The sequence below is a fragment of the Candidatus Kosakonia sp. 282A-S69 genome (assembly GCF_029433855.1).
GTDB lineage: Bacteria > Pseudomonadota > Gammaproteobacteria > Enterobacterales > Enterobacteriaceae > Kosakonia > Kosakonia cowanii_A.
The window spans coordinates 1,182,545-1,205,255 of record NZ_JAROAU010000003.1 but is presented as its reverse complement, the minus strand read 5'-3'; the positions used below and the strand labels follow the sequence as shown (position 1 = coordinate 1,205,255).

29 protein-coding genes are annotated in these 22,711 nt (G+C 55.7%); 22 read left to right on the top strand and 7 right to left on the bottom strand.

Annotated features, from left to right (window positions below; all coding sequences use genetic code 11):
• Positions 1 to 164: flagellin N-terminal helical domain-containing protein (locus tag PU683_RS11360; protein ID WP_463322655.1), on the bottom strand; the 164-nt coding region annotated here is incomplete at its 3' end.
• Positions 165 to 441: 277 nt separating this feature from the next.
• On the opposite strand from PU683_RS11360, the gene fliD reads away from it, so the two are divergent.
• The 3 genes from fliD to fliT are packed head-to-tail and all read left to right on the top strand — an operon-like array spanning position 442 to position 2,647.
• On the top strand, positions 442 to 1,854 hold the full coding sequence (gene fliD / locus PU683_RS11355) for a flagellar filament capping protein FliD (RefSeq protein ID WP_277171544.1): 1,413 nt from the start codon (positions 442 to 444) through the stop codon (positions 1,852 to 1,854).
• 23 nt (positions 1,855 to 1,877) lie between these two features.
• Positions 1,878 to 2,288 (top strand): flagellar export chaperone FliS, encoded by a 411-nt coding sequence (fliS, locus tag PU683_RS11350; protein ID WP_277171543.1) that lies wholly within the window; start codon positions 1,878 to 1,880, stop codon positions 2,286 to 2,288.
• Positions 2,288 to 2,647: a flagella biosynthesis regulatory protein FliT gene (gene fliT / locus PU683_RS11345; RefSeq protein ID WP_277171542.1), complete on the top strand. Its 360-nt coding sequence runs from the start codon at positions 2,288 to 2,290 to the stop codon at positions 2,645 to 2,647. Before fliS ends, fliT begins: the two co-directional genes overlap by 1 nt.
• Positions 2,648 to 2,713: 66 nt before the next feature.
• On the opposite strand, the gene yedD is transcribed toward fliT, so the two are convergent.
• Positions 2,714 to 3,124 carry a lipoprotein YedD gene (gene yedD, locus PU683_RS11340; RefSeq protein WP_277171541.1) on the bottom strand — a complete coding sequence of 137 codons (411 nt, stop codon included), beginning with the start codon at positions 3,122 to 3,124 and terminating at the stop codon, positions 2,714 to 2,716.
• A gap of 204 nt (positions 3,125 to 3,328) precedes the next feature.
• Between yedD and yedE the strand changes: the two genes are divergently transcribed.
• A complete protein-coding gene (gene yedE / locus PU683_RS11335; protein WP_277171540.1) occupies positions 3,329 to 4,540 on the top strand; it encodes a selenium metabolism membrane protein YedE/FdhT in 1,212 nt (403 codons plus the stop codon).
• Complete coding sequence (gene yedF, locus PU683_RS11330) at positions 4,537 to 4,767, top strand: sulfurtransferase-like selenium metabolism protein YedF (RefSeq protein ID WP_277171539.1); 231 nt, start codon at positions 4,537 to 4,539, stop codon at positions 4,765 to 4,767. The genes yedE and yedF overlap by 4 nt, the downstream gene beginning before the upstream one ends.
• A gap of 90 nt (positions 4,768 to 4,857) precedes the next feature.
• Here yedF and fliE read toward each other — a convergent pair whose 3' ends face one another.
• On the bottom strand, positions 4,858 to 5,169 hold the full coding sequence (gene fliE / locus PU683_RS11325; protein WP_277171538.1) for a flagellar hook-basal body complex protein FliE: 312 nt from the start codon (positions 5,167 to 5,169) through the stop codon (positions 4,858 to 4,860).
• A gap of 226 nt (positions 5,170 to 5,395) precedes the next feature.
• Between fliE and fliF the strand changes: the two genes are divergently transcribed.
• The 14 genes from fliF (at position 5,396) to rcsA (ending at position 17,001) form a co-directional block, all read left to right on the top strand.
• A complete protein-coding gene (fliF, locus tag PU683_RS11320) occupies positions 5,396 to 7,099 on the top strand; it encodes a flagellar basal-body MS-ring/collar protein FliF (protein ID WP_277171537.1) in 1,704 nt (567 codons plus the stop codon).
• Positions 7,089 to 8,087 carry a flagellar motor switch protein FliG gene (gene fliG, locus PU683_RS11315; RefSeq protein ID WP_023479131.1) on the top strand — a complete coding sequence of 333 codons (999 nt, stop codon included), beginning with the start codon at positions 7,089 to 7,091 and terminating at the stop codon, positions 8,085 to 8,087. The genes fliF and fliG overlap by 11 nt, the downstream gene beginning before the upstream one ends.
• Positions 8,080 to 8,802 (top strand): flagellar assembly protein FliH, encoded by a 723-nt coding sequence (gene fliH, locus PU683_RS11310; protein WP_277171536.1) that lies wholly within the window; start codon positions 8,080 to 8,082, stop codon positions 8,800 to 8,802. Before fliG ends, fliH begins: the two co-directional genes overlap by 8 nt.
• Complete coding sequence (fliI, locus tag PU683_RS11305) at positions 8,802 to 10,172, top strand: flagellar protein export ATPase FliI (protein WP_277171535.1); 1,371 nt, start codon at positions 8,802 to 8,804, stop codon at positions 10,170 to 10,172. The genes fliH and fliI overlap by 1 nt, the downstream gene beginning before the upstream one ends.
• 19 nt (positions 10,173 to 10,191) lie before the next feature.
• Entirely contained in the window at positions 10,192 to 10,635 is a 444-nt protein-coding gene (gene fliJ / locus PU683_RS11300) for a flagellar export protein FliJ (RefSeq protein ID WP_042712910.1), read from the top strand.
• Positions 10,632 to 11,912, top strand: coding sequence for a flagellar hook length control protein FliK (gene fliK / locus PU683_RS11295; RefSeq protein ID WP_277171534.1), 1,281 nt, complete (start codon positions 10,632 to 10,634; stop codon positions 11,910 to 11,912). The genes fliJ and fliK overlap by 4 nt, the downstream gene beginning before the upstream one ends.
• A 101-nt stretch (positions 11,913 to 12,013) precedes the next feature.
• The gene (fliL, locus tag PU683_RS11290; protein WP_042712913.1) at positions 12,014 to 12,481 is read left to right on the top strand and encodes a flagellar basal body-associated protein FliL; all 468 of its coding nucleotides are present in this window, start codon (positions 12,014 to 12,016) and stop codon (positions 12,479 to 12,481) included.
• Between the two features lie 4 nt (positions 12,482 to 12,485).
• Positions 12,486 to 13,490 carry a flagellar motor switch protein FliM gene (fliM, locus tag PU683_RS11285; RefSeq protein WP_277171533.1) on the top strand — a complete coding sequence of 335 codons (1,005 nt, stop codon included), beginning with the start codon at positions 12,486 to 12,488 and terminating at the stop codon, positions 13,488 to 13,490.
• On the top strand, positions 13,487 to 13,903 hold the full coding sequence (gene fliN / locus PU683_RS11280; RefSeq protein WP_023479148.1) for a flagellar motor switch protein FliN: 417 nt from the start codon (positions 13,487 to 13,489) through the stop codon (positions 13,901 to 13,903). Before fliM ends, fliN begins: the two co-directional genes overlap by 4 nt.
• 7 nt (positions 13,904 to 13,910) lie before the next feature.
• Positions 13,911 to 14,285 carry a flagellar biosynthetic protein FliO gene (gene fliO, locus PU683_RS11275; protein WP_277171532.1) on the top strand — a complete coding sequence of 125 codons (375 nt, stop codon included), beginning with the start codon at positions 13,911 to 13,913 and terminating at the stop codon, positions 14,283 to 14,285.
• Positions 14,285 to 15,022 (top strand): flagellar type III secretion system pore protein FliP, encoded by a 738-nt coding sequence (fliP, locus tag PU683_RS11270; protein WP_277171531.1) that lies wholly within the window; start codon positions 14,285 to 14,287, stop codon positions 15,020 to 15,022. Before fliO ends, fliP begins: the two co-directional genes overlap by 1 nt.
• Positions 15,023 to 15,030: 8 nt before the next feature.
• Positions 15,031 to 15,300 carry a flagellar biosynthesis protein FliQ gene (gene fliQ, locus PU683_RS11265; protein WP_187799245.1) on the top strand — a complete coding sequence of 90 codons (270 nt, stop codon included), beginning with the start codon at positions 15,031 to 15,033 and terminating at the stop codon, positions 15,298 to 15,300.
• An 8-nt stretch (positions 15,301 to 15,308) separates the two neighbouring features.
• Positions 15,309 to 16,097, top strand: coding sequence for a flagellar biosynthetic protein FliR (fliR, locus tag PU683_RS11260; RefSeq protein WP_277171530.1), 789 nt, complete (start codon positions 15,309 to 15,311; stop codon positions 16,095 to 16,097).
• Between the two features lie 280 nt (positions 16,098 to 16,377).
• Positions 16,378 to 17,001: a transcriptional regulator RcsA gene (rcsA, locus tag PU683_RS11255; protein ID WP_076770094.1), complete on the top strand. Its 624-nt coding sequence runs from the start codon at positions 16,378 to 16,380 to the stop codon at positions 16,999 to 17,001.
• A 43-nt stretch (positions 17,002 to 17,044) separates the two neighbouring features.
• Here the strand turns inward: rcsA and dsrB are convergent, their stop codons facing one another.
• Positions 17,045 to 17,233 carry a protein DsrB gene (dsrB, locus tag PU683_RS11250; protein WP_023479212.1) on the bottom strand — a complete coding sequence of 63 codons (189 nt, stop codon included), beginning with the start codon at positions 17,231 to 17,233 and terminating at the stop codon, positions 17,045 to 17,047.
• Positions 17,234 to 17,362: 129 nt separating this feature from the next.
• Here dsrB and yodD point away from each other — a divergent pair, with 129 nt between their 5' ends.
• On the top strand, positions 17,363 to 17,593 hold the full coding sequence (yodD, locus tag PU683_RS11245; RefSeq protein ID WP_277171529.1) for a YodD family peroxide/acid resistance protein: 231 nt from the start codon (positions 17,363 to 17,365) through the stop codon (positions 17,591 to 17,593).
• 207 nt (positions 17,594 to 17,800) lie between these two features.
• A complete protein-coding gene (locus PU683_RS11240; RefSeq protein WP_277174274.1) occupies positions 17,801 to 18,631 on the top strand; it encodes a mannosyl-3-phosphoglycerate phosphatase-related protein in 831 nt (276 codons plus the stop codon).
• On the opposite strand, the gene dgcQ is transcribed toward PU683_RS11240, so the two are convergent.
• From dgcQ to PU683_RS11225, 3 genes are all read right to left on the bottom strand, one after another.
• Positions 18,595 to 20,304 (bottom strand): cellulose biosynthesis regulator diguanylate cyclase DgcQ, encoded by a 1,710-nt coding sequence (dgcQ, locus tag PU683_RS11235; protein ID WP_277171528.1) that lies wholly within the window; start codon positions 20,302 to 20,304, stop codon positions 18,595 to 18,597. The genes PU683_RS11240 and dgcQ overlap by 37 nt on opposite strands.
• Before the next feature lie 87 nt (positions 20,305 to 20,391).
• Positions 20,392 to 20,574: a YodC family protein gene (locus tag PU683_RS11230; RefSeq protein WP_277171527.1), complete on the bottom strand. Its 183-nt coding sequence runs from the start codon at positions 20,572 to 20,574 to the stop codon at positions 20,392 to 20,394.
• 73 nt (positions 20,575 to 20,647) lie between these two features.
• Positions 20,648 to 21,556, bottom strand: coding sequence for a DUF808 domain-containing protein (locus tag PU683_RS11225; protein ID WP_277171526.1), 909 nt, complete (start codon positions 21,554 to 21,556; stop codon positions 20,648 to 20,650).
• A gap of 212 nt (positions 21,557 to 21,768) precedes the next feature.
• On the opposite strand from PU683_RS11225, the gene yedA reads away from it, so the two are divergent.
• Positions 21,769 to 22,680: a drug/metabolite exporter YedA gene (gene yedA, locus PU683_RS11220; RefSeq protein WP_277171525.1), complete on the top strand. Its 912-nt coding sequence runs from the start codon at positions 21,769 to 21,771 to the stop codon at positions 22,678 to 22,680.
• The last annotated feature ends 31 nt before the right edge of the window (positions 22,681 to 22,711 follow it).

Sequence of the window (22,711 nt, the reverse complement as noted above, 5' to 3'; positions counted from 1 at the left end):
TTACGTGATGCAACGCTCAGACCATTGATGTTAGAGGTGAAGCGGTTGGCAATTGCCTGACCCGCAGCATCATCTTTCGCGCTGTTGATACGCAGACCGGAAGACAGACGCTCAATAGAGGTGCCCAGAGAAGACTGTGATTTAGTCAGGTTATTCTGAGTCATCAGCGAGAGGGTGTTAGTATTAATAACAGCCATGATAGTTATCCTTCAATAATAAAGTTATCAGATTCAGGCATCTGCCTACGGCTTTCTCGCCGTTAACCTGATTATCGTCAGCTACCGACCAACCTTTAGAAAAAAGATTATTTTTTTTAAAGCGAGAAACTGCCCCTGATTCACCCTCTTTATTTCGCCATTGCTTTAAAAAAAAGCTTCTAATCTTTTCACCATCGCTGCCGATACTCTCCACAGTGATTGTCTAAAACTGAAGGATGAAGAAATGGCAACTGTAAGTTCACTTGGCGCAGGCACCAGCCTGGATCTCAATACGTTGTATGACAATTTGCAGACCGCTGAACAGACTAAGCTGACGCCTATCACGACTCAGCAGTCCTCTTATAAAGCGAAGCTTACTGCGTGGGGCGTGGTGCAAACCTCCCTTAATAAGCTGCAAACGGCGGCGGATGCGCTGAAAAACACCTCGGCGATCGCAGGGACGAAAGTGTCGAGCACCAATACCGCGTTTACTGCCACGCTCGCCAACACGGCGTCGGCGGGAACCTACTCTATTGAAGTGAGTTCGCTGGCGGCATCACAGTCACTGCTGAGCCCGAAAGTAGCCAGCAAAGATACGGACCTGGGCGACCAGAACCTGAGTTCGCGCACAATCACTATTACGCAGCCGGGTCAGAAAACCCCGATGACCGTAACGCTGGATAAAGACAAAACCAGCCTCGCGGATATGCGCGACGCGATTAACGCCAAACAGGGCAGCGTCACCGCCAGTATCATCAAAGCGGACGATAACAGTTACTACCTGTCGCTGACCTCGCGCGACAGCGGCACAACCAACCAGATGACTGTCACCACCAATGACAGCGAACTGGCGAAGTATGTTAGCTATGATTCATCGAACACCGGCAGTGCCAGCAATGTGATGACGCAGCAGGTTGCGGCGAGCGATGCGAAAATCAAAATCAACGGCATCGATATTACCCGTAGCAGCAATACCATTACCGATGCGCCGGAAGGCGTGACGCTGACGCTGAACAAGCTGACCACCGGTACGCCAGAAACTCTGTCAGTGACGAAAGATAACGCGCCGATGACCGCTGCGATACAGGCGTATGTTGATGCGTATAACTCGCTGCAAACCACCATTGGTAACCAGACCAAATACACGGCGGTGGATCAGGGCAGTGATAAACAGAGCAGCTCGAACGGCGATCTGCTGGGTGACGGCACTCTGCGCAATATTCAGACACGTCTGCGCTCCCAGCTCTCTGCACCACAGTCGGGCAACGACAGTTTTTCGGCGCTGTCTCAGTTGGGTGTGACCCAGGATGTGAACGGCAAGTTGACCGTGGACAGCACCAAGCTTGAAAAAGCGCTGAATGAAAAATCAGCCGACGTGGTGTCGTTTCTTTCCGGCGATGGTAAAAAAACGGGCTTTGCTACCCAGGCAAGTAACCTGCTGAAAGATATTTTAGGTGACAAAGGTAGCATCCAGAATGCGACCGACGGCATTAACAAAACCCTGAAGCGTCTGGATACGCAGTTCAAAGCTGTTAATGATCAGATCACCGCCACCATGGCGCGCTACAAAACGCAGTTCACCAGTTTGAGCCAGTTAGTCTCCTCCATGACATCGACAGGGAACTATCTGGCGCAGCAGTTTAATGCAATGAGTTAATAAACCATTAGTTGAGGTTGGACATGTATACGAAATCGGGAATTCAGGCTTATGCTCAGGTCGGCGTCGAAAGCGCCGTGTTGAGCGCGAGCCCGCATCAACTCGTGGTATTGCTTTTTGATGGCGCGCTAAGCGCCATGAAAAAAGCCGCGATCCTGATTGAGCAGGGAGATATTCCCGGTAAAGGACAGGCGCTTACAAAGGCAATTAATATCATTAACAACGGTTTGCGTGCGGGTCTCGACCATGAAATCGGTGGCGAGCTTACGGCAAACCTGGACAGTCTTTATGACTACATGACACGACGTCTTTTACAGGCAAATCTCCATAATGACCTCGCCGCTATTGATGAAGTCACCCTGTTGCTGAGCAATATTGCTGATGCCTGGAAAGAGATTGGCCCCACTCATCAAAACGCGCGGGACACTTACTAATGGAAGCAAATCTCGGGTTGCTCCACCACTATCAGCAACTGTTGGCCACCAGCCTTACCATGCTCAACCTTGCTAAGGAAGGGCGTTGGGACGAACTGATTAGTTACGAGCTGGGGTACGTTACCTCAGTGGAGAAGTTGACACAGTTCCAGGACTCGAGCGAAGCAGCGCCTCATGTGCAGGCGCAAATTCGCCCGATGCTCAGGCAAATTCTGGATAATGAAGTGTTATTAAAGACATTGTTGAACCAGCGAATGGACGAGCTGAGGACATTGGTTGGTCAAACTTCCCGACAACACAACCTGAATTCGGCATATGGACGTCTTTCCGGAAATATTCTCTTCCCCAATGAGATGTAACTCTCATTAGCGGCGGGTGCTGCGGTTTCCCCCTCACCCGCCACGCTTTCCTCTTTTTCGCACTCTTTAGCGTTTAATATCCAGACCCGCTTTCTCCAGCGCCTGTTGGCACTCGACGGTCGGTTTATCGGTACGCGACAGCGTCAGGCCATCAAACTCCAGCGTATTGCCTTCCTGATTTAAACGGTAAACGTCCAGCTTCTGCGTAACGTTATAGAACGTATCGCCATCCAGCATCAGTTTGCCGGGAACCGCAATCACGCGCTGCCACTGGCGGCAGTCGAGAGTATCGCCCTGCGGCGTTACAATCAGGCTGGCAATCGCCTCCGGGCTTACCAGGCTGCTCTGCGGCCCTGTTGATTGCCAGTAACCCGCTAATCCTGCGGGTGCCGGGTGCTTCACCACCGCCTGATAGTTGTCTACCTGCACGCAGCCGCTCAGCAGCAGCATCGCGCCGAGAATCATACGCTTTTTCATTCTTCATCCTGCTCGTGAAAAAAAGCGATTGTGGCATTAAAGGCTGCGCCTCGCCACCCTTTCGCCGCGCGAGAACAACTTTGATCTGCGCCAGGTTTTCGCCCTATTGTGCAGCGGTTATGCGGCGAAGACGTGTATTATCCCGCTTCTTTTGTACGACTTTTCTGTAAATCCCATACCTTCTGAGTTCAGAGGCTTTTTACTATGTCATGGCAACACTTCAAAGCGCGCTTCCTTATTACGTTCTGGTCTCCGGTGCCGGCGGTGATCGCGGCCGGTATTCTCTCTACCTACTATTTCGGCATCACCGGCACCTTCTGGGCGGTGACCGGCGAGTTTACCCGCTGGGGAGGCCAGCTACTGCAACTGGCCGGCGTACACACCGAGGAGTGGGGCTACTTCAAACTTATCCATCTCGACGGCACGCCGCTGACGCGCATTGACGGCATGATGATTATTGGCATGTTCGGCGGCTGTTTCGCCGCCGCGCTGTGGGCCAATAATGTCAAACTGCGTCTGCCGCAGAACCGTATCCGTATTGGGCAGGCGATTGTCGGCGGCATTATTGCCGGGTTTGGCGCGCGCCTGGCGATGGGCTGTAACCTTGCGGCCTTCTTTACCGGCATTCCACAGTTCTCCCTGCACGCCTGGTTTTTTGCTATCGCCACGGCGATTGGCTCGTGGTTCGGCGCGCGTTTTACTCTGCTGCCGCTCTTCCGCATTCCGGTGAAGATGCAGAAAGTCTCTGCCGCCTCGCCGCTTACCCAGAAGCCGGATCAGGCGAAGCGCCGTTTTCGTCTCGGTGTGCTGGTGTTTATGGGCATGCTCGGCTGGGCACTGTTAACGGCGATGAACCAGCCGAAGCTTGGGCTGGCCATGCTGTTTGGTGTGGGCTTCGGTCTGCTGATTGAGCGGGCGCAAATCTGCTTTACCTCAGCGTTCCGCGATATGTGGATCACCGGGCGCACGATGATGGCGAAGGCGATCATCTTTGGCATGGCAGCGAGCGCCATCGGCATTTTCAGCTATGTGCAGCTGGGGCTGGAAGCGAAAATCATGTGGGCCGGTCCCAATGCGGTGCTCGGCGGCCTGCTGTTCGGTTTTGGTATTGTGCTGGCGGGCGGGTGTGAAACCGGCTGGATGTACCGTGCCGTCGAAGGTCAGGTGCACTACTGGTGGGTCGGTCTGGGTAACGTAATTGGCTCAACTCTCCTTGCCTACTTCTGGGACGATCTCGCCCCGACGCTTGCCACCCGCTGGGACAAAATCAATCTGCTTAACACCTTCGGGCCGCTCGGCGGTCTGCTGGTCACCTATCTTCTGTTACTGGCCGCGTTTCTCTTTGTCATCGGCTGGGAGAAGCACTTCTTCCGCCGTCAGAAACCAGCCGTCAACCCTGCGAAGGAGCCTGCATGAGCATTGTGCCTGATTACCGTCTCGATATGAGCGGCGAACCCTGCCCCTACCCGGCGGTAGCAACGCTTGAAGCGCTGCCGCAGTTGAAAAAAGGGGAGATCCTCGAAGTGATCAGCGACTGTCCGCAGTCGATTAACAACATTCCGCTGGATGCGCGCAACCACGGCTATACGGTGCTGGATATTCAGCAGGATGGGCCAACCCTCCGCTATCTGATCCAGAAGTAGCCCATTTTTGCGCCGCAGCACGCGGCGCAAGCAATAAAAAAACCAGGCGGGATCGCTCCGGCCTGGTTTTTTTATCTCTGCGGCTGTGAACTACAGCTGCATATTCATAATGTCCTGGTAAGCAGCAACCAGTTTGTTACGCACCTGGATGCCCATCTGCAGCGAGATCGATGATTTCTGCAAATCGGTCATCACATCATTAAGCGCCACGCCCGGCTCGCCAAGCGTAAATTTCTCCGCCTGTACACGTGCGGCGTTCTGCGTGTCGCTGATGCGATCCAGCGCCGCGTGCAGTTGCCCGGCGAAGCTGATAGACGGTTCGCTCTCCACGCTCTGAGCACGCGCAATACCTGCAGTTGCCTGCAGCTGACTGACAACGCTCTCAATGCCCTGTATAGCCATTGTTATTCCCCGGATGGATTGATACCTGACAAGGCTAACAGTTTGTCAATGAGATGATGGCGGTAAATAGCATCAAAAAACCAGGTTATTTGAGGCATAGAAAAATCCATTTCATCAAATAATGACATCGCCATCTTAATGGTCATTTGTCGAGTTTGCCGACCCGGGAGTCCGTTTTGTTTCTCAACTCACATAACAACATCCACCCAGAGTCACGAGGTGCACAATGAGTGCGACTGCAACAACTGCACCGCAGAATAAGTCTCTTGAGTGGCTGAACCGCTTACGCGCGAACCCAAAAATTCCGTTGATGGTGGCCGCTGCCGCAGCCTGCGCCATTGTTGTCGCTATGGTGCTGTGGGCGAAATCGCCGGATTACCGCACCCTTTATAGCAACCTGTCCGATCAGGACGGCGGTGCCATCGTTACGCAGTTAACGCAGATGAATATCCCCTACCGCTTTGCTGAGGGTAGCGGCGCGATTGAAGTGCCCGCTGACAAGGTGCACGAGCTGCGCCTGCGTCTCGCCCAGCAGGGTCTGCCGAAAGGCGGCGCGGCGGGTTTTGAACTGCTGGATCAAGAGAAGTTCGGCATTAGCCAGTTCAGCGAGCAGGTTAACTACCAGCGCGCGCTGGAAGGCGAACTGGCCCGCACGATTGAAACACTCGGTCCGGTGAAAAGCGCGCGTATCCACCTGGCGATGCCAAAACCGTCACTGTTCGTGCGTGAGCAGAAATCCCCGTCAGCGTCAGTCACCGTGAATTTACAGCCGGGTCGTGCGCTGGATGATGGTCAGATCAGCGCGATCGTTCACTTGGTCTCCAGCGCCGTTGCAGGCCTGCCGCCGGGCAACGTGACCGTTGTCGATCAGAGCGGTCGCCTGCTGACACAGTCTGGCGTTGCCGGTCGCGATCTGAATGACGCGCAGCTGAAATACACCGCTGATGTTGAAAGCCGTATTCAGCGTCGTATCGAAGCGATCCTCGGCCCTATCGTCGGGAACGGTAATGTTCATGCGCAGGTAACTGCCCAGCTCGATTTCGCCAGCAAAGAGCAGACCGAAGAGCAGTACGCGCCAAACGGCGGCGATCCGGCGCAAGCCGTGCTGCGTTCTCGCCAGGTTAACAGCAGCGAGCAGATTGGTGGTCAGTATCCGGGCGGCGTGCCAGGCGCGCTCTCCAACCAGCCGGCTCCGGCTAACTCTGCGCCGATTACCACGCCGCAGAATGGTCAGAACGGTCAGCAGAATGCGCAGGGCCAGCAGCAAGGTCAGCAGACGACATCGACGAATACCGCCTCAAGCGGCCCGCGTAACACAACGCATAATGAAACGAACAACTATGAAGTTGATCGCACCATTCGTCACACCAAGATGAATGTCGGCGATGTGCAGCGTCTCTCCGTCGCCGTCGTGGTGAACTACCGCACGCTGGCCGATGGTAAAACTGCCGCGCTGACCGCCGATCAGCTGAAACAGATTGAAGATTTGACCCGTGAAGCGATGGGTTACACCGAGAAACGCGGTGACACGCTGAACGTAGTGAACTCGCCGTTCAACATGACCGATGATGTCGGTGGTGAGCTTCCGTTCTGGCAACAGCAGTCGTTTATCGACCAGCTGATGACCGCAGGTCGCTGGTTACTGGTACTGATTGTCGCCTTCATCCTGTGGCGTAAAGCGGTTCGTCCGCAGCTGGTTCGCCGCCAGGAAGAAGCGAAAGCGGTGCAGGAAGCGGCACAAGCGCGTAACGAAATTGAAGAGTCCGTGGAAGTACGCCTCAGCAAAGATGAGCAACAGCAGCAGCGCCGCAGTAATCAGCGTCTGAGCGCCGAGGTCATGAGCCAGCGTATTCGCGAAATGTCAGATAACGATCCGCGCGTCGTGGCGCTGGTCATTCGCCAGTGGATGAGTAACGAACATGAGCAATAATCTTACCGGAACGGACAAGAGCGTCATTCTGCTGATGACCATTGGTGAAGATCGCGCGGCTGAGGTGTTCAAGCACCTCTCCGCCCGCGAAGTCCAGCACTTAAGTACCGCGATGGCCAGCGTGCGTCAGATCTCCAACAAACAGTTGATGGACGTATTGCAGGAGTTTGAGAACGAAGCGGAACAGTTCGCGGCGCTGAACGTCAACGCCAACGACTACCTGCGCTCCGTGCTGGTGAAAGCGCTCGGCGAAGAGCGCGCCTCCAGCCTGCTGGAAGATATTCTCGAAACGCGCGATACCACCAGCGGCATCGAAACGCTCAACTTTATGGAGCCGCAGAGCGCCGCCGACCTTATCCGCGACGAGCATCCGCAGATTATCGCCACCATCCTTGTGCACCTCAAACGGTCGCAGGCGGCAGATATTCTTGCCCTGTTTGATGAGCGTATGCGTCACGATGTGATGCTGCGTATCGCCACCTTCGGCGGCGTACAGCCTGCCGCGCTGGCGGAGCTGACCGAAGTGCTGAACAACCTGCTCGACGGCCAGAACCTCAAGCGCAGCAAAATGGGCGGCGTGAGAACCGCGGCGGAGATCATCAACCTGATGAAGACGCAGCAGGAAGAAGCGGTTATTACCGCAGTACGCGAATTCGACGGCGAGCTGGCACAGAAGATCATCGACGAGATGTTCCTGTTCGAAAACCTGGTGGATGTCGACGACCGCTCTATCCAGCGCCTGCTGCAGGAAGTGGATTCCGAATCGCTGCTTATCGCCCTCAAAGGCGCCGAGCCACCGTTGCGCGAGAAGTTCCTGCGCAACATGTCGCAGCGTGCGGCAGATATCCTGCGCGACGACCTGGCCAACCGCGGTCCGGTTCGCCTCTCGCAGGTGGAAAACGAACAGAAAGCTATCCTGCTCATCGTTCGCCGTCTGGCGGAAACCGGCGAGATGGTAATTGGCAGCGGCGAGGATACCTATGTCTAATGATTTGCCGTGGAAACGCTGGACGCCGGATGACCTGGCGTTCCCGCAGGCAGCTGAATTCGCTCCCCTGCTGAAGCAGGAAAAGACCGCCTCGCCCTATGAGAGCGAAGAGACAGAGCAGGATGAACTGAGCGCTGAGCAGCTGCAACAGCAGCAGCTGGCGCAGATCCAGATGCAGGCGCACGAAAGCGGCTACAACGCCGGTCTCGCCGAAGGACGCAAAGCGGGTTATGACGCGGCGTTCCAGGAGGGGCTTGCGCAGGGTATGGAGCAGGGTCTTAACCAGGCGCGTCAGCAGCAGGCCCCCATCCACGCGCGCATGCAGCAGCTGGTGAGTGAATTCCAGTACACGCTGGATGCCCTCGACAGCGTCATCGCCTCCCGCCTGATGCAGATGGCGCTGGAAGCGGCACGCCAGGTGCTCGGCCATGCGCCGGTGGTGGACAACAGTGCGCTGATCAAACAGATCCAGCTGCTATTGCAACAAGAGCCGCTGTTCAGTGGCAAACCGCAACTGCGCGTTCACCCGGACGATCTGCAGCGCGTCGAAGAGATGCTTGGCGCGACGCTCAGCCTGCATGGCTGGCGTCTTCGCGCCGATCCGACCCTGCATCAGGGCGGCTGCAAAGTCTCCGCCGATGAGGGCGATTTAGATGCCAGCGTCGCCACACGCTGGCAGGAACTGTGCCGTCTGGCGGCACCCGGAGTCGTGTAATGACCGCACGTTTAACCCGCTGGCTGACCACGCTGGATAATTTCGAACACAAAATGACGCAGCTCCCTTCCGTGCGTCGTTATGGTCGGCTGACCCGCGCTACCGGTCTGGTGCTGGAAGCGACCGGGTTACAGCTGCCGCTCGGCGCGACGTGCATTATTGAGCGTCAGGATGGTCTGGAGACCCGTGAAGTCGAGAGCGAAGTCGTCGGCTTTAACGGCCAGCGCCTGTTTCTGATGCCATTAGAAGAGGTGGAAGGTATTCTGCCCGGCGCGCGCGTCTATGCCCGCAGCGCGTTCGGCGATGGTTTACAAAGCGGGAAGCAACTCCCGCTCGGCCCTGCCCTGCTCGGTCGCGTGCTCGATGGCGGTGGCAAACCTCTCGATGGCCTGCCCGCGCCCGATACCGGCGAAACCGGGGCGCTGATCACGCAACCTTTTAACCCCCTGCAACGTACCCCGATTGAACATGTGCTTGATACCGGCGTGCGCGCCATCAATGCGCTGTTAACGGTCGGCCGCGGGCAGCGTATGGGTCTCTTCGCCGGTTCCGGCGTCGGTAAAAGCGTGCTGTTAGGCATGATGGCCCGTTACACCCAGGCTGACGTGATTGTCGTCGGCCTTATCGGGGAACGTGGCCGTGAAGTAAAAGACTTTATTGAGAACATCCTTGGCGCTGAAGGTCGCGCACGTTCAGTGGTGATCGCTGCGCCTGCGGATGTCTCTCCTTTATTACGTATGCAGGGCGCGGCGTATGCCACGCGTATTGCGGAAGACTTCCGCGATCGCGGCCAGCATGTGCTGCTGATCATGGACTCCCTGACCCGTTATGCGATGGCACAGCGTGAGATCGCGCTGGCAATTGGTGAGCCACCGGCCACCAAAGGCTACCCGCCTTCAGTCTTCGCTAAACTGCCCGCGCTGGTAGAGCGCGCGGGTAACGGTATTCATGGCGGCGGTTCAATCACCGCGTTTTACACCGTGCTTACCGAAGGGGATGACCAGCAGGACCCGATCGCCGACTCCGCGCGCGCCATCCTTGATGGTCATATCGTCCTGTCCCGCCGCCTGGCGGAAGCCGGACACTATCCGGCGATTGATATCGAAGCGTCCATCAGCCGTGCGATGACCGCCTTGATCTCTGAGCAACATTACGCGCGCGTGCGCAACTTTAAGCAGTTGTTGTCAAGCTTCCAGCGTAACCGCGATCTGGTGAGCGTCGGCGCTTACGCGCGCGGCAGCGATCCGATGCTGGATAAAGCCATAACGCTCTGGCCACAGCTGGAAGCGTTTCTGCAACAGGGCATTTTCGAACGTGCCGGGTGGGAAGATTCAATGCAGGCTTTAGAGCTTATCTTCCCGGGTGTCTGAGGTAGTGGAGAGCTGACTTATGACGCAAAACAGCGCATTAACGACGCTAAAGGATCTGGCGGAGAAAGAGGTTGACGACGCCGCACTGAAACTGGGTGAGATGCGACGCGCCTGCCAGCAGGCTGAAGAGCAGTTGAAAATGTTGATCGATTATCAGCATGAGTACCGCAACAGCCTGAACAACACCATGAGCCAGGGGATTGATAACCAGCGCTGGCAGAACTACCAGCAGTTTATTCAGACCCTGGAGAAAGCGATTGAACAACATCGCCTGCAGCTGAAGCACTGGAACGAAAAAGTGGATTTCGCGCTCGGCTGCTGGCGAGAGAAGAAGCAGCGTTTACAAGCCTGGCAAACCCTACAGGATCGCCAGAGTGCCGCGGCGTTACTCGCGGAAAACCGTCTTGATCAGAAAAAAATGGATGAGTTTGCACAACGAGCGTCATCGAGGAAAACAGAATGATCACTCTGCCAAAACTGGTAGTTACCCAAACCGACGATGTCGCAACCGGCGCATCTGCGGGTAAAGCAGGCGCTGATGGCGCCCAGGATTTTCTCGGTCTGCTGACCGGTGCGCTCTCGGGCATGCAAAGCCAGGGTAGCGACGCCTCGGTGACGCTTGCCGATCTGCAGGCGGCCGCCCTGAGCGGGAAGCTGCCAAAAGGCGCCCTCACCCCTGCTGCTGCCGGTGCGGCTGGCGCTGATCCACGCGCGCAAACCCCGGCGCAGAAGCTGGCGGATCTGCTGGCGCGCCAGGATGCGAAAGCGGATGTCATTGCCAGCGCCCAGAGCGACGAAGAGATTGCGAAGCTCTTCTCCGGCCTGACGCCGGCGGCAAAAACCGATGTGCTCGCCGCGTTAAGCAAAACGGTGAAAGCCAGCGATGTTAAAGCGGACAGCGACACGCAGAATGAAGATTTAGCCGGGCTGAGCGCCCTGATGGCGATGCTGCCGCATCAGCAGGCAGCGCAGCTCAGCCCAGCGGCCAAGCCGGCTGCGGCGACAACCGCGATTGATGCTGGCGCGAGTGCGAAAAATGCGCTGGCAGGCCGCACGCTCAGCAACGCCGTAGAGAGCGATCAGCCGCGCGGCAATGGAAAAACTGATCCCGCCGCCAACGGCGTACCGTTTAAAGCGGCGGATGATGGCCAGCAAAACGCGCCAGTCGCGTCGACTTTCACCGTTAAACGCGAGCATGAAACCGCGGCGCTGCAGACCACCAACACCACCGCCAGCATGGCTCCGGTGTCGAGTGCCGTCAGCGGCGCGCAGGCCAGCGCACCGGTGGCTGCTTCGGTTATCAGCGCCCCGCTGGGGAGCCATGAGTGGCAGCAGAATGTTAGCCAGCATGTGACGCTCTATACCCGTCAGGGCCAGCAGAGCGCGGAGCTGCATCTGCATCCGGAAGATCTGGGCCAGGTGCAAATCTCGATTAAGCTTGAAGATAACCAGGCGCAGCTGCAGATGGTGTCCGCGCACAGCCACGTACGTCAGGCGCTGGAAGCGGCACTGCCGATGCTGCGTACTTCGCTTGCGGAGAACGGCATCCAGCTTGGCCAGAGTTATATCAGTAGCGAAAGCTTCGCAGGCCAGCAGCAGCAGGCCTCTCAGCAGCAGCAACAGCCCTCGCGCGCTGGCAATAATGGCACGTTTGGCGGCGAGGAAGATGACGCTATCGTCGCGCCAGCCAGCCTGCAATCCGCCGCTCGCGGCACTGGCGCAGTCGATATCTTCGCCTAAACGGCAGAGGTAGCATGATTATCCCCGTCTTTTCCACCCTTTGACCGGAGCAGGACACGGGATAATCATCGCATAAGCTGTTAACAGGAAGCCCGTATCAGATGACTGACTCCGCTATCACCAAAAAACGCAAGCGCTCTATCTGGATCCCGCTGCTGGTTTTAATCACACTCGCGGCATGCGCCGCTGCTGGCTATAGTTACTGGCGTATGCAGCAAAAACCTGCGGCTGATGCCAAGGTAGAAGCGCCGCCGCCGCCGGCACCGGTCTTTTTCGCACTCGACACCTTTACGGTGAACCTGGGCGACGCCGATCGTGTGCTGTATGTCGGCATTACGCTGCGTCTGAAAGATGACGCTACGCGTGCAAGGCTGAGCGAATATCTGCCGGAAGTGCGCAGCCGCTTGCTGATGCTCTTCTCACGTCAGGATGCCGCACAACTTGCGACCAACGAAGGCAAGCAGAACCTTGCTAACGCGATTAAAGAGACAATCGCAACGCCACTAGTGCCAGGACAACCGAAGCAGGAAGTCACTGACGTTCTTTATACAGCTTTCATTTTGCGGTAAAGACATGGGCGATAGTATTCTTTCTCAGGCAGAAATCGATGCGCTGCTCAACGGCGACAGCGATAACAGCGATGATCCGAAACCGGGTCAAACGGGCGATAGCGATATTCGCCCCTATGACCCGAATACCCAGCGCCGCGTCGTTCGTGAACGTCTGCAGGCGCTGGAGATCATCAACGAACGTTTCGCGCGTCAGTTCCGTATGGGGTTGTTCAACCTGCTGCGTCGTAGTCCGGACATCACCGTCGGCGCGATCCGCATTCAGCCCTACCATGAGTTTGCGCGTAATTTACCCGTACCGACTAACCTTAACTTGATCCACTTAAAACCCCTGCGCGGAACCGGCCTGTTTGTTTTCTCGCCGAGCCTGGTGTTTATCGCAGTGGATAACTTGTTTGGTGGCGACGGGCGTTTTCCGACTAAGGTAGAAGGCCGCGAATTTACGCACACCGAACAGCGCGTGATCAACCGTATGCTGAAGCTGGCGCTTGAAGGCTACAGCGACGCATGGAAAGCGATTCACCCGCTGGATGTTGAGTATGTGCGTTCTGAGATGCAGGTGAAGTTTACCAACATCACCACGTCGCCCAACGATATCGTTGTGAATACGCCGTTCCATGTTGAGATCGGTAACCTGACAGGTGAGTTTAATATCTGTCTGCCATTCAGCATGATTGAACCGCTGCGCGAAACGCTGGTGAACCCGCCGCTGGAGAACTCACGTAATGAGGACCAGAACTGGCGTGACAACCTGGTGCGTCAGGTTCAGCACTCTGAGCTGAATTTGATTGCTAATTTCGCCGACATTCCCCTGCGCCTGTCGCAGATACTTAAGCTCAAACCCGGCGATGTGCTGCCGATTGATAAACCCGATCGCATTATCGCTCATGTGGACGGCGTACCGGTGCTTACCAGCCAGTACGGCACGGTCAACGGACAATATGCGTTACGTGTAGAGCACTTGATAAACCCGATTTTGAATTCGCTGAATGAGGAACAGCCCAAATGAGTGATATGAACAATCCGTCCGATGACAACAACGGAGCACTGGACGATCTGTGGGCTGACGCGTTGAACGAACAAAAAAACCCGCCGGCAACCAAGAGCGCGGCCGATGCCGTGTTCCAGCAGCTCGGTGGCGGTGAAGTGGGCGGCAATCTGCAGGATATCGATCTGATTATGGATATCCCGGTGAAGCTGACCGTCGAACTGGGCCGTACCCGGATGACCATTAAAGAGCTGCTGCGCCTGACGCAGGGTTCGGTGGTTGCCCTGGACGGTCTGGCGGGCGAGCCGCTGGATATCCTGATCAACGGTTACTTGATTGCACAGGGTGAAGTGGTGGTGGTCGCCGACAAATATGGCGTGCGCATTACCGATATCATCACCCCGTCCGAGCGTATGCGTCGTTTGAGCCGCTGAGGCACGTATGAAGACACAGGCCACGGTTTCGCAACCGTCCGCCGTTTCCGGCTCGCCACTTATTCAAGTGAGTGGCGCGCTGTTTGGCATCATCGCCGTGATTCTGCTCGCGGCGTGGCTGGCCAAACGCTTCGGCTTTGGCGGCAAGACCGCCAGCAGCCGGGGGTTAAAAGTCACCGCCAGCACCGCGGTCGGCACACGTGAACGCGTGGTGATCGTCGATGTTGAAGATGCACGTCTGGTTCTGGGCGTGACGCCCACCCACATCAATTTGTTGCACAAACTTCCTCCCGCCCCCGTCGACAGTGACGCTGTGAACGAGAAAAACGTCGATTTTCAGGCCGTGATGAAGAATCTGCTTAAGCGTTCCGGGAGATCGTGATGCGCCGTTTGTTATCTATCGCTGCCGCCGGGTTGTGGCTGGCGGCGCCTGCCGCATTTGCCCAGTTGCCGGGCGTGATAAGCCAGCCGCTGGCGGGTGGCGGTCAATCCTGGTCGCTGCCGGTGCAGACGCTGGTATTTATCACCTCGCTCACCTTCCTGCCCGCCATTCTGCTGATGATGACCAGCTTCACCCGTATCATCATCGTGTTTGGCCTGCTGCGTAACGCCCTCGGGACGCCCTCCGCGCCGCCGAACCAGGTGCTGCTCGGGCTGGCGCTGTTTCTGACCTTTTTTATTATGTCGCCGGTGATCGATAAGATTTATACCGACGCCTATCAGCCCTTCAGCGAGAACAAAATTTCTGTAGATGTGGCGCTGGAGCGCGGTACGCAGCCGCTGCGCGAATTTATGCTGCGCCAGACCCGTCAGGCTGACCTGGCGCTCTTCGCCCGTCTCGCTAACAGTCCGCCGATCGAAGGCCCGGAAGCAGTGCCGATGCGTATTCTGCTGCCGGCGTACGTCACCAGCGAGCTGAAAACCGCATTCCAGATTGGCTTTACCATCTTTATTCCGTTTTTGATTATCGACCTGGTGATCGCAAGCGTCCTGATGGCGCTCGGCATGATGATGGTGCCGCCCGCAACCATTGCGTTGCCGTTTAAATTAATGCTGTTTGTACTGGTGGATGGCTGGCAGTTGCTGGTCGGTTCGCTGGCGCAAAGCTTTTACAGTTAGGAGCGGTAATGACACCCGAATCGGTCATGATGATGGGCACCGAGGCGATGAAAGTCGCCCTTGCCCTCGCCGCTCCGCTGCTGCTGATTGCTCTGATCACAGGTCTTGTGATCAGCATTTTGCAGGCGGCAACGCAGATCAACGAAATGACGCTGTCGTTTATTCCGAAGATCATCGCCGTGTTTGTCACCATCGTAGTAGCCGGGCCGTGGATGCTGAATCTGCTGCTTGATTACATGCGAACCCTGTTCAACAACATTCCTTACATCATCGGATAATCCGGCCTATGTTGAACGTCACCAGCGACCAGTGGCTGCACTGGATCAGTATGTACTTCTGGCCGCTGCTGCGCGTGATGGCGTTGATCATGACCGCGCCGATCCTGAGCGAATCGCGCATTCCCCGCCGCGTTAAAGTCGGGCTGGGGATTGTGATCACCATTGTTATCGCCCCGACGCTGCCGGATACGCCCGATATCGGTATCTTCTCGCCTGCGGCGCTGTGGGTGGGGATGCAACAAATCCTGATTGGTATTGCGCTCGGCTTTACCATGCAGTTTGCCTTCGCCACCATTCGTCTCGCCGGTGAACTGATTGGTCTGCAGATGGGGCTGTCGTTCGCCACCTTTGTCGACCCGACCAGCCACTTAAACATGCCGGTGCTGGCGCGCATTCTCGATATGCTGGCGCTGCTGCTGTTTATGACCTTCAACGGCCATTTGTGGTTGATTTCAATGCTGGTTGACACCTTTCACACCCTGCCGATCGGCGGAAATCCGGTTAACAGCAATGCATATCTGGCGCTGACGCGCGCGGCGGGGATGATTTTCCTCAATGGCTTAATGCTGGCGCTGCCGATTATTACCCTGTTATTGACCATTAACCTCTCCCTGGGTTTGCTGAACCGGATGGCACCGCAATTGTCGGTGTTTGTCATCGGTTTCCCTGTCACTTTGAGCGTCGGTATTCTGCTCATTTCGGCGATGATGCCGCTGATCGCTCCCTTCTGCGAACGTCTCTTCAGTGAGATTTTCGATCTCCTGGCGGATATCGTCAGCGAACTGCCGCAGAGATAGTACCCTTTCGCTTAGCAGTGTCATCCTGAGGATAATCCTAAAGTGAAATTTTAAAAACACTCACCAGGATAACCCTGGCGCGGCTTATTTGTTTTTAGCATTCTCACAGAACGCAACATTTACTTTACTTTAAGATGATTCCTGGCAAATTATACGTAACTTTACGGGATAGTGGATTCGCCTGAGGTCTTCCCATGCACTTCAGTAATATATTCCTGTATGGCTTCTGAAGCTTCTGGCGGGTGGTGAATTATCGTTACGCATTGAGTGAGGGTATGCCATGTCAACGATTATTATGGATTTATGCAGTTATACCCGGTTGGGATTAACAGGGTATCTGACAAGCCGGGGAGTAAAAAAACGAGATATCAACGACGTGCAATCTGTTGATGAACTCGAATTAGCTTGCGCCACATTTCAACCTTCCGTGGTGTTTATTAATGAAGACTGCTTTATTCATGATCCAAGCAGCAGTCAGCATATAAAGCAGGTCATTAATCAGCATCCACGCACACTGTTTATCGTCTTTATGGCCATCGCCAATATCCATTTTGATGAGTACCTGTTAGTCCGTAAGAACCTGTTAATTAGCTCAAAATCGATTAAACCTGAGTCTCTGGACAATATTTTGGGCGATTATTTGAGCAAAGAGAAAAAAAGTATCGGTACTATCAACCTGCCAACACTTTCACTGAGTCGGACAGAATCCAGCATGTTAAAAATGTGGATGTCAGGACAAGATACTATTCAAATATCCGATCAGATGAATATTAAAGCGAAAACAGTATCGTCACACAAAGGAAATATTAAAAGGAAAATTAAAACGCACAATAAACAAGTCATCTATCATGTAGTGCGGCTAACAGATAATGTTACCAACGGTATATTTGTGAATATGCGGTAATAAAAAATTCTTATATCTACCCTCCGCAATGGAGGGCGATAAATTATTCAGCCAGCTCGACAAACACCCCATCGGGATGATCTTTTTCATTAAAGAACCAGATACCGAGCGGGTAATCTTCAAGAGAAACCAGGTACATTGTACCTTCGTTAAACGCTTCAACAGCCAGGACAACACCCGGACGGCGTGGACCTCCGTCCGTTTTAACCGTCACCCGATCGTTAACCTTCATAATCACTCCTCCAGTCACATTTACGCCAGTGTAGATCAAAACGCGCGGGCTGGCAGCGTTGTGCCCCAGGACTGCCCTTTTTTTCTAGCGTCTATACTTAAGCTCAGCACGCAACCATGAGGTGATAGCATGAAAACGGTGAGAGAGTACGACGAGACAGCCAAGCGTGACGTGCAGGTAGATATCGATGCACTCCTGTCGGCCATCAATGAGATCAGTGAAAGCGAAGTCCAGCGCATCGATGACGGTGAAGGTCAGCGCGTAAGCGTCGATGGGCGAGAATATCATACCTGGCGGGAGTTGGCGGAAGCCTTTGAACTGGATGTGCATGACTTCAGCATTACTGAAGCGAACCGCTAAAGAAATACCCCGGTCGGGTAACGGCCGGGGAAACTTGCTTACGCAAGAAGCACTTACAAAATTCGCACATCAGGGGAATCTGATGTAGAGCCCACTCTATCGGCTATTATTTGCCCTGACAAGATATATCGATAAAACAGGCAGTTAGCCAGAGAGCCCTCCCCTTCATTGCGTATGTAGCGCCCTATTGTTCTCAAGGAGCCAATGATGCCGAGCCTGGACGATCCGTTACTGATTTTTACCGACGTGGATGGCACTCTGATGGATAGCCATACCGGCGAATGGCAGGCCGCTGCCGGCTGGCTGAGCCGTTTACGTGAACATGGCATTCCGGTCATTTTATGCAGCAGCAAAACCGCCGCCGAGATGGTGGCTCTGCAAAAGATGTTGAACCTGCAGGGCCTGCCGTTTATTGCGGAAAATGGCGCGGTCGTGCAGCTGGATGCGTCCTGGCATGAGGATGAGAGTTACCCGCGTCTGGTGAGCGGAGCGCCTCATGAGGAGATTGCCCGCGTGCTGGACGAGTTGCGTAAAACGCACGGCTGGAAATTTACCCCCTTTTCTGAGCTCGATGAGAGCGTACTGGCCGAAGTGACCGGCCTGCCGCCTGCGCAGGCGGCGCTGGCCAAGTTACAGGAAGCCTCCGAGACGCTAATCTGGCGTGACAGCGATGCGCAGATGGCGGCGTTTGACGATGCGCTGTCGCAGCTCGGTTTACGCTTCGTGCAGGGGGCGCGTTTCTGGCACGTGCTCGATGAGCGCGGCGGCAAAGATCAGGCGGTCAACTGGCTGACGCGACGCTATCACCACTATGCGGGTAAAAGCTTCACGACCATTGGGTTAGGCGATGGCCCGAACGATGCGCCGCTGCTCGACAGCGTTGATTACGCGATTGTTGTCCGCGGCCTCAACCGCGAAGGCGTAGCGCTACGTCGCGACACACCTGAACGGGTTTACCACACCGAGCTTGAGGGCGCGGCGGGCTGGCGCGAGGGATTAAATCAGCTATTTGGCACCTCATCTTCGGCGCAAACCTGATCACGGCCATTGTGCTTGGCACGGTAGAGACGCCTGTCAGCAATGGATTGCAGGTATTCAAAATCATAACTCTCCGACTCACTCGCCTCGCTGACACCCAGCGAGGCGCTGATACGAATAGTCGTGTGCTTGTGAATGAGGATCTCTTTACTGGCGATACGCTGGCGAATGCGTTCGGCTATTTCGGCGGCTTCACCCAGCGTACGACCCGGCAGGAGAATACAGAACTCCTCCCCGCCGACGCGCCCGGCAACCTGCTGCTCATCAAGGCTACTGCTGATTAATCCTGCGGTATGCGACAGCACCAAATCCCCGGCCTGATGACCAAAGCGATCGTTAATCTCTTTAAAGTGATCGAGATCGAGCTGGATCACCGCGAAGGGAAGATTTTGCGTACGGGCAAGCTGGGAAAGGGTTTTTGCCCGTTCAAACAGCACGCCGCGATTGCAGAGTCGCGTGAGCGGATCGTACCAGGCCTGCCACTGCAGGGTGTTCTGCATGGCGTACATATTCTTAACCATCCGGCGAATCACCCCCCAGGCCACCAGCAGCATGGTCATAAATAACACCCATAAAATGGCCATTGCTATGCTGATACGCCCAAAATCGCCGGTGATCCCTTCGCGCAGGGTGTGGATACGCACCAGCACGCCGCCGAAATGTTTCAGCTTTTGCCAGCTAACGTAGCGCGCGCCGAGGCGCAGGCCGCCCAGGGTATCATGTTGCATTTCAGCGCTGAGCCGCGCGCGCTCTTCACCGTCAAAGGCGTGCTGTGCGTTTTCAAAGGGGGAAGTGCTGGTGAGCAGCTTCAGATGGCTGTCATAGAGCAGATAATCGCCCTTCTCGTCCTGCTTAGTGTCGGGGTTGGCATGCAGCAGTTGATCATGGAGTGCTTCGATGGGAAAACTGACGCCCAGCACCCCCAGCCAGTACCCCTGATAATCAAGTGGCACGCTGGCAGTCACGAAACCTTCATGTTCGCTACCCGGCGTCGTATCGCTAAACCAGCGCACGCCGCGCCCCCGGTTTTCCCGCAGCCGCTGCCCGGCGAACCACGGTCGCATCAGCAGACGGTAATAGGCAGGAAGGATTGCTTGCTCATCGGCCTGCGTATTGGTGGTGACAAAAAAACCGGCGCGGGAGACGTACCAGGCATTACGCGGCAACATCTGCGCATGGCTGGAGAGACGAAACAGATACCCCAACTCCATCGCTGCGGTCAGTTCATTGTGCAGATTGGGATTGTCGCGGGTCAGCAGGTCGGTTTGCGCGACAAAATAGTCCGAAACCCCATAAACCGGCAGCGTGCGCGGGTTATCGCGACCGATTTGCCACTGCGGTAGCGCGCGTTTGATATCAAACTCACCGTGGCGTTTTCGCAGGATATTAAGTTCGAGCGGCGTTTGCAGTGCCGCCTGCATGGTGTGGCGGAAAAAGAGCAATCGTTCGACGCCGACCTGCATCTGCATATCCAGCGCATTGCTGACATTTTCCAGGGCGCTACGCTGGCTTGTCGCGTAGGCATTCTCCAGCACAATCACTTCACGCCAGGTCAATACCGTCGAGCAGACCATGACGACCACAAAGCAGAGGTTAACCACCCAGGTGGGATCGAAATAGCGTCCGGCACCTTTATCTTGCCCGGGAAGAGTATTAAACGTGGAGTGGCGCACAGGGGCTCCCTGAAAAGTTTGGTTAACAACTGTTGTCGCGCGCCGGCTGCCAAGAAAAACGCCCAGCAGAGCCGGGCGTTTCGTTGGTTATGCTTCTTCGTGAATGCGCAGCCCTTTGCCGGGCATTAACTCATCTTCACGAAAGGCTTCCCGTTTGACCCCATAGCCGTCATACCACCGACACTCCACCATACCGCTGGCGTAGCCGGTGACAATCATGCGCGGACCACCCTTTTTAGCCTGAACCTCATCACTGACCACAAAGACCATACTTGCCTCCTGAATCAGAGTGAAACGTTTTCACCATAGACGAAGTTCTTCAGTTTTGCGTAATAGGAGCTGCTTATTTCGCGCCACGCAGGCGGCTAATCCCTTTCACCGCCGCGATAACGATCGCGCCGATAGCGAAACCGATAACCAGATTCGCCGCCATCGGCACCAGCGCCGCTACCAGCGCATTTTGCGTACTGGCGAAGTGCTCAATCGCGTGGTGCAACGCAGGAATGCCATGAACCACAATGCCGCCACCGACCAGGAACATGGCCAGCGTGCCCACTACCGACAGGATCTTCATCAGCCACGGCGCAATAAACAGCAGCCCTTTACCGATCCCCTGCGCCAGCGCGCCCTTCTTCTCGACCAGCCAGTAGCCCATATCATCCAGTTTGACGATAATCCCCACCAGGCCGTATACGCCGATAGTGACCAGCAGCGCAATACCAGAGAGGATCAACACCTGGTTGAGCAGCGGTGCGTCTGCCACGATACCCAATGTGATGGCGACAATTTCCGCCGAGAGGATAAAGTCGGTGCGAACGGCGCCTTTGATCTTATCTTTTTCGAACTGCTGCGGGTTCTGTGCCGCCAGCGCTTCCAGCCGTTTTTGCCGCGCCTCCGGGCTCTCTTTATGCTTTCTCGCTTCGAAGGTATGCAGCACTTTCTCTACCCCTTCGAAACATAAATAGGCTCCGCCCAGCATCAGCAATGGTGTAATCGCCCACGGAATAAAGGCGCTGATCAGCAGCGCCAGCGGCACCAGAATCACTTTATTGAGTAGTGAGCCGCGCGCTACGCCCCAGACCACCGGCAACTCACGGTTGGCGCGCACACCGGTAACCTGTTGTGCGTTAAGGGAGAGATCGTCCCCCAGTACGCCTGCGGTCTTTTTCGCCGCCAGTTTTCCCATTACCGAAATATCGTCCAGCAAAGTGGCGATATCGTCGAGGAGGGTTAATAGACTACTTCCTGCCAAAATGTCTTCCTTTTTGATTAAGCTGCGCAAACCGCCCAGCGAGTATCGAACGCGTTACAGTATGCGGTAAAAGATAGCAGGCGGAAATAACCTTGTTGAGCGGGAGAACATAATGTCAACAAATATTTAACACGTTGAGTGTGATTAACCCCTCGCCAGACAAATACTTTTATCGTTAACTATAAGCCTCTTATCCTTTCCCGTGGTGGGTTATGCGTTTCAGGCAGGTTTTACCGCTGATTGGCGCGCTTTTTGCGCTCTACATTATCTGGGGTTCCACATACTTTGTTATCCGCATCGGCGTTGAGAGCTGGCCGCCGTTTATGCTGGCCGGCACGCGCTTCTTCTGCGCCGGCACGCTGTTGACGGGAGTGCTACTGGTTACCGGCCACAAGCTGCCGCCGCTGCGTCCTATGCTTAACGCGGCGCTGATTGGCGTGCTGCTGCTGGCCGTCGGCAATGGTTTTGTTACCGTCGCCGAGCACCAGAATGTCCCCTCCGGCATCGCTGCGGTGGTGGTCGCGACCGTTCCGCTCTTCACTCTCTGCTTCAGCCGCTTTTTTGGCATCGCCACCCGTAAGCTGGAGTGGCTGGGCATCGCCATTGGCCTGGTCGGCATCGTATTGCTTAACAGCGGCGGTAACTTAAGCGGCAATCCGTGGGGCGCCGGGCTGATTTTGATTGGCTCGCTCAGTTGGGCGTTTGGCTCCGTTTACGGATCGCGCATCGAACTGCCGACCGGTATGATGGCAGGCGCGATCGAGATGCTGGCCGCCGGGATCGTACTGCTCGCCGCCTCCGCGTTCAGCGGCGAACGGCTGAGCGCCGTGCCGCCTGTCGAGGGCTTCTTCGCCGTCGGCTACCTGGCGCTGTTCGGCTCGATTATCGCCATCAATGCCTATATGTATCTGATCCGCAACGTGTCGCCCGCCGTCGCCACCAGTTATGCTTACGTCAACCCGGTGGTGGCTGTGCTGCTCGGCACTACGTTTGCGGATGAACACCTCTCCTCAATCGAGTGGCTGGCGTTGGGGGTGATCATTTTTGCGGTGGTGCTGGTCACGCTCGGCAAGTATCTCCTGCCAGCGCGTCCGGTGGTCACCGCCTGCGAGGCAGAAAAATAACGCCCACTGCTTATAGCCGCGATTAAAAAAG